Consider the following 4,410-nt stretch of genomic DNA (forward strand, 5'->3'; position numbering starts at 1 on the left):
ATCGGTGATGTATTTCTCGACCGAGCCGATGGTCACAGTGCCGTGGCCGGATTGTTCGATCACACAGTTGCCTTCGCACAGACGGTCCTGCGGGCAGATGCGGCCGCAGATTTCCGGGAAGGTGTTTGTCGCCTGGCTGACCTCATAGGCCTCTTGCAGACGCCCTTCGGCGGTCAGGCGCAGCCAGTCGGGGATGTTATTGTGCAGCGGGCAATGGGTCTGGCAATAGGGAACGCCACATTGGCTACAGCGGCTGGACTGCTCCTGCGCTTTCTCATCCGCGTATTCCGCATAAATCTCTTTAAAGTCTTCACGACGCAGATTCGGCATCCGTTTTTCGGGCATATCCCGGGAAACCGTTGTAAACTTGAGCATTGGCTGCTTTGCCATCTTGGATCTCTCCGCCTGAAACACGTTGCTGCCCCCTCATACACAGGGGCCAAACGATTATAAAGGCAGCATTGCTGACCTATATGCGGTTTATTTCATATCAACCCCGATATTTCCGCAAATTTACCATATATTTATGTCCGTTTCGGACCCAACAACGGGCTTCCCTTCCAGCCCGCCAAAGTTATATGCCTATGCCATCGCCAATGACCCAAAGGCCGCCCCCCTTATGACCCTGTTCCAACTGCTGCTTGTTGCAATCATTCAAGGTCTGACAGAGTTTCTCCCTGTCTCTTCCTCGGGTCATTTGATCCTGCTGCCAACGCTGACCGGCGGGCCGGATCAGGGGCTTGCGATTGATGTCGCGGTGCATGTGGGCACGCTTCTTGCGGTCGTGCTCTACTTCCGGTCGGAGGTCGCAGAAGCAACAATCGGGCTTGGTCGCCTGCTGCGCGGCAAGATGGACACCCCCGGCGCAAGGCTGGCCGCCCTGCTGATCCTCGCAACACTTCCGGTGCTGGTCGTCGGGCTGGCGTTCAAACTGCTGGGAATTGACGAAATGCTCCGCTCTGTCGCGGTGATCGGCTGGACCATGCTGCTTTTCGGTATCGTGCTTTATTGGGCGGATCGCACGGGGCGCAGCGATCGGGATACTGGCGACTGGGATGTCAAAGGTGCCGTCTGGATGGGTCTGGCGCAGGCGCTTGCGCTGATCCCCGGCACATCGCGGTCGGGCATCACCATCACCGCAGCCCGCAAACTGGGCTATGACCGCGCCAGCGCTGCCACACTGTCTATGCTGATGTCGATTCCCACGATCCTCGCCTCTGGCGCGCTTTTGTCACTGGATGTGATCGGGCAAGCCGACGCGCAGCTCGCGCGCGACGCGTCGATCGCGGCGGGCTTCGCCTTCGTCGCCGCACTGTTGGCACTGTTCCTGATGATGCGCCTGCTGCGCAGCGTGAATTTCACCCCCTACGTCATCTATCGCATCCTGCTGGGGGTAGCGCTTTTGGTATACGCCTACAGCTAACGCAAAAGGCCCTGCCGTCGCCGGCAGGGCCTTTCCAAATTCGACATCGAAATCGTTAGGTCCGCAGGTTCTTCGCGGATTGCTTGATCTCGTCATACTGGCCCGAGGGGCGGAACCGCCACAGGTACTCGGGCAGGACGGAGCCCATGGACACGGGGCTGATCCCCAAAGCATCAAAGCCCTGCGCCCCCTCGCCCACGACATTATCATGCGCCAGGTTCTTGACCTGATCACGGGTCAGCGTGTTGTTCTTAACCAGGCCGAGCGTCACCGACTGCAACACATCAAGGCCAAAGGCGATCACCTTCGCCACGAAAGTCGGCAAGGCGACAACCATGCGGCGACGGTTCACCACGTCAAGCATACGCTGCATCAGGCCGCGAAAGCTTTCGACCTCGGGGCCACCCAATTCGTAAATACCGGCAGGGGCCTTGCCTGTCACCGCAAGCTCCGCCGCGTGGGCCACGTCATCTACATAGACGGGCTGGAACAGCGTATCCGCCCCTACAGCAGGGATCGCAGGACTGATGCGCGTCATACCGGCGAAACGGTTAAAGAAGTCATCCTCGGGGCCGAACACGATCGAGGGGCGCAGGATAACAGCCTGCGGCATATGCTTGAGCACACCGGCCTCCCCCATCGCCTTGGTTTGGGAATATTCGCTATCCGCCTCGGCATCCGCCCCGATGGCAGAGATTTGCACCAAACGCGCGATCCCTTCGGCGGCGGCCAAGCGCGCAATGCGTTCTGCGCCGTCGGCCTGAATGGCGTCAAAGGTGTTTTTTCCCGCCTCGGCCAGAATACCGACGCAGTTCACCACCGCATCAGCGCCCTGCAGCGCATCGCGCACCGAAGCGTCATCACGGATGTTGCAAAAGACCGGTTCGACCTGGCCGACAGTCCCGTAGGTGCGCACAAACAGCGCCTCGTTCGGGCGACGCACCGCGACGCGCACCCGCCATCCCGCCAATGCCATGCGACGAACGATATACCGCCCCACAAACCCGGAGCCGCCGTAAACCGTGACCAGCTTTGCCATGATGATACCCCTGACCAGAAAATCTAGCGCTACAGATACATCCAGCCCCCCTCGGGAACAAGCAGCAATTCCGGCAGAGATCGCCTCGAAAGCCCGTCCCACCGCACCAAACCTCGGTTTTCCGGATTTATTTTCACGCCGTTTCATTTTGTTGCGAGAATCCAATTGACACCCCCGCCCCACAACAATAAACGCTCCCTCACAACCCCCCTGTGCCCAGGTGGCGGAATGGTAGACGCGCTAGCTTCAGGTGCTAGTACTGGCAACGGTGTGGAGGTTCGAGTCCTCTCCTGGGCACCACTTATCCCCGATAAGTCGCTGTTTTGTTTCACTGTTACTTAGTGCTGCCTTAGCGATCGTTGTCCCTGCCCATCGAACTGCCCTTTCAAATCAGCATCGCATCTGCGGCATATCAACCACCATCGATAGCGCCATCAAAGACGCCCCACTGGCGTCGGGCCCGCTTCACATCCCTGTGACATCTCAAAAGTTAAGTCGATTTGTCGCCGCTTATCGCTAATGAAATTGCAGAAATTACTATAAACTAGGCCGGTCCGGATCATTTGACCGCCCCACAGGCCACCAGAGGATAAAGAGATGGCGAGCTTTTTTGCGTTTGGTATCGATGTTATCAACAATCCCGCCGTGTCCACAAACTCCAGCGCAGGCCAAGACGGCGCTGGTCAGATGACGCTTTCCGGTGGCAGCCAGCCCTTCGCTGACGATGCCATCATCGAATTCATTACACAGAATGAAACGGCAGACGGTGAACTTGACGGGGGCTCGTCCTTCATCGGGATCAAGGTCTATGCCAGTGCTGCCGACTATAACGCCGGCATCGTCCAATATAATTACGTTCCGATGAATCCCGGCCAATCGGCGAATATCCAAAGCGATGTCAGCGGACTTGGCGACACCTACGTGCGGTTCAACGCCAACGTTCTGGTGCCCCGCACTGAAAGCGGTGCCAACGACCCAAGCGCACCGACATTTGGGAATCTACTGGTGGCACCAGGTACCAATGCGGGCGACAATATCGGCACACTCAAGATTGACCGCAATACGGATCAGGATTTTGACGGCGACGGCTCCATCGCATCCGGTACGTTGGAGGATGGCAATGGCAAGTTCTATGTCGGGAACACCGTGCCATGTTTCACCGCGGGCAGCCTGATCGCCACTGCAAAAGGCGACACCCCTGTAGAGCACTTGCAAGCCGGTGACGCTGTCATCACACGCGACCACGGAATGCAGAAAGTCTCTTGGGTCGGTGCACGTCAGCTGACAGCGGCAGAGCTGGTCGTCTATCCACACCTGCGCCCCGTTTTAATCACGGCGGGTGCTCTCGGCGCTGGAACGCCGGAACGCGACCTTATCGTTTCACCCAACCACCGAATATTTCTTTCCGATGCGCGATCGATGCTACATTTTGGTCAGGACGAGGTCCTCGTCGCCGCGAAGCACTTGGTGAATGGTGACACGATCCGGACGTTGACGCCTCCTTCTGTTCAATACGTGCACCTGATGTTCGAAAGTCATCAGCTTGTGCTGTCGGACGGGGCATGGACAGAAAGCTTTCAGCCGGGAGTAGAGACACTCCAAAGCATCGGCCAAGCGCAACGCGACGAGATCCTGGCCCTGTTCCCCGCGCTTTCAGAGCAGATCGGGATAAAGCAATACAACGCCGCGCGTAACACGCTGAAACGCCATGAGGCACGCCTGCTGCGGCTCTAGGGCGCGTTCAGGTTGTTTGAGTGGAGGGCTAACAGTTTGCGCTCTCGCTGAGGTGTCTATGTGCGAATCTTTGTGTTTACGAAGCATCCCACTTCCGTAAATTCAGCTATAGGTAGCGGGACCTGCGTTCCTATCAGGTCATCCCTCGCGCCATCACGTTGGCTCAAAACGCCACAAGGCCCGCAGGCGATGCGTAAGCATCCGGCGTAGGCCG

At 58.0% G+C, this 4,410-nt stretch carries 3 protein-coding genes, 1 tRNA gene and 1 pseudogene; 3 read left to right on the forward strand and 2 right to left on the reverse strand.

The features are described 5' to 3' along the window. Positions 1-390, reverse strand: a pseudogene (locus B3849_RS14650) (NAD(P)-dependent oxidoreductase); the annotation flags it as partial. A gap of 229 nt (positions 391-619) precedes the next feature. On the opposite strand from B3849_RS14650, the gene B3849_RS14655 reads away from it, so the two are divergent. Continuing rightward, positions 620-1,423 (forward strand): undecaprenyl-diphosphate phosphatase, encoded by an 804-nt coding sequence (locus B3849_RS14655; RefSeq protein ID WP_286780387.1) that lies wholly within the window; start codon positions 620-622, stop codon positions 1,421-1,423. A 55-nt stretch (positions 1,424-1,478) separates the two neighbouring features. On the opposite strand, the gene B3849_RS14660 is transcribed toward B3849_RS14655, so the two are convergent. Further along, positions 1,479-2,462, reverse strand: a complete 984-nt coding sequence (locus tag B3849_RS14660; RefSeq protein ID WP_278425192.1) for a complex I NDUFA9 subunit family protein — start codon at positions 2,460-2,462, stop codon at positions 1,479-1,481. Between the two features lie 214 nt (positions 2,463-2,676). On the opposite strand from B3849_RS14660, the gene B3849_RS14665 reads away from it, so the two are divergent. Together B3849_RS14665 and B3849_RS14670 are read left to right on the forward strand one after the other, a co-directional pair. Beyond that, a tRNA-Leu gene (locus B3849_RS14665) sits at positions 2,677-2,762 on the forward strand. Positions 2,763-3,059: 297 nt separating this feature from the next. After that, positions 3,060-4,196, forward strand: a complete 1,137-nt coding sequence (locus B3849_RS14670) for a Hint domain-containing protein (protein ID WP_278425191.1) — start codon at positions 3,060-3,062, stop codon at positions 4,194-4,196. Positions 4,197-4,410 lie beyond the last annotated feature (214 nt).

The sequence above is a fragment of the Sulfitobacter sp. UBA4523 genome (assembly GCF_002388305.1).
Lineage (GTDB): Bacteria > Pseudomonadota > Alphaproteobacteria > Rhodobacterales > Rhodobacteraceae > Sulfitobacter > Sulfitobacter pontiacus.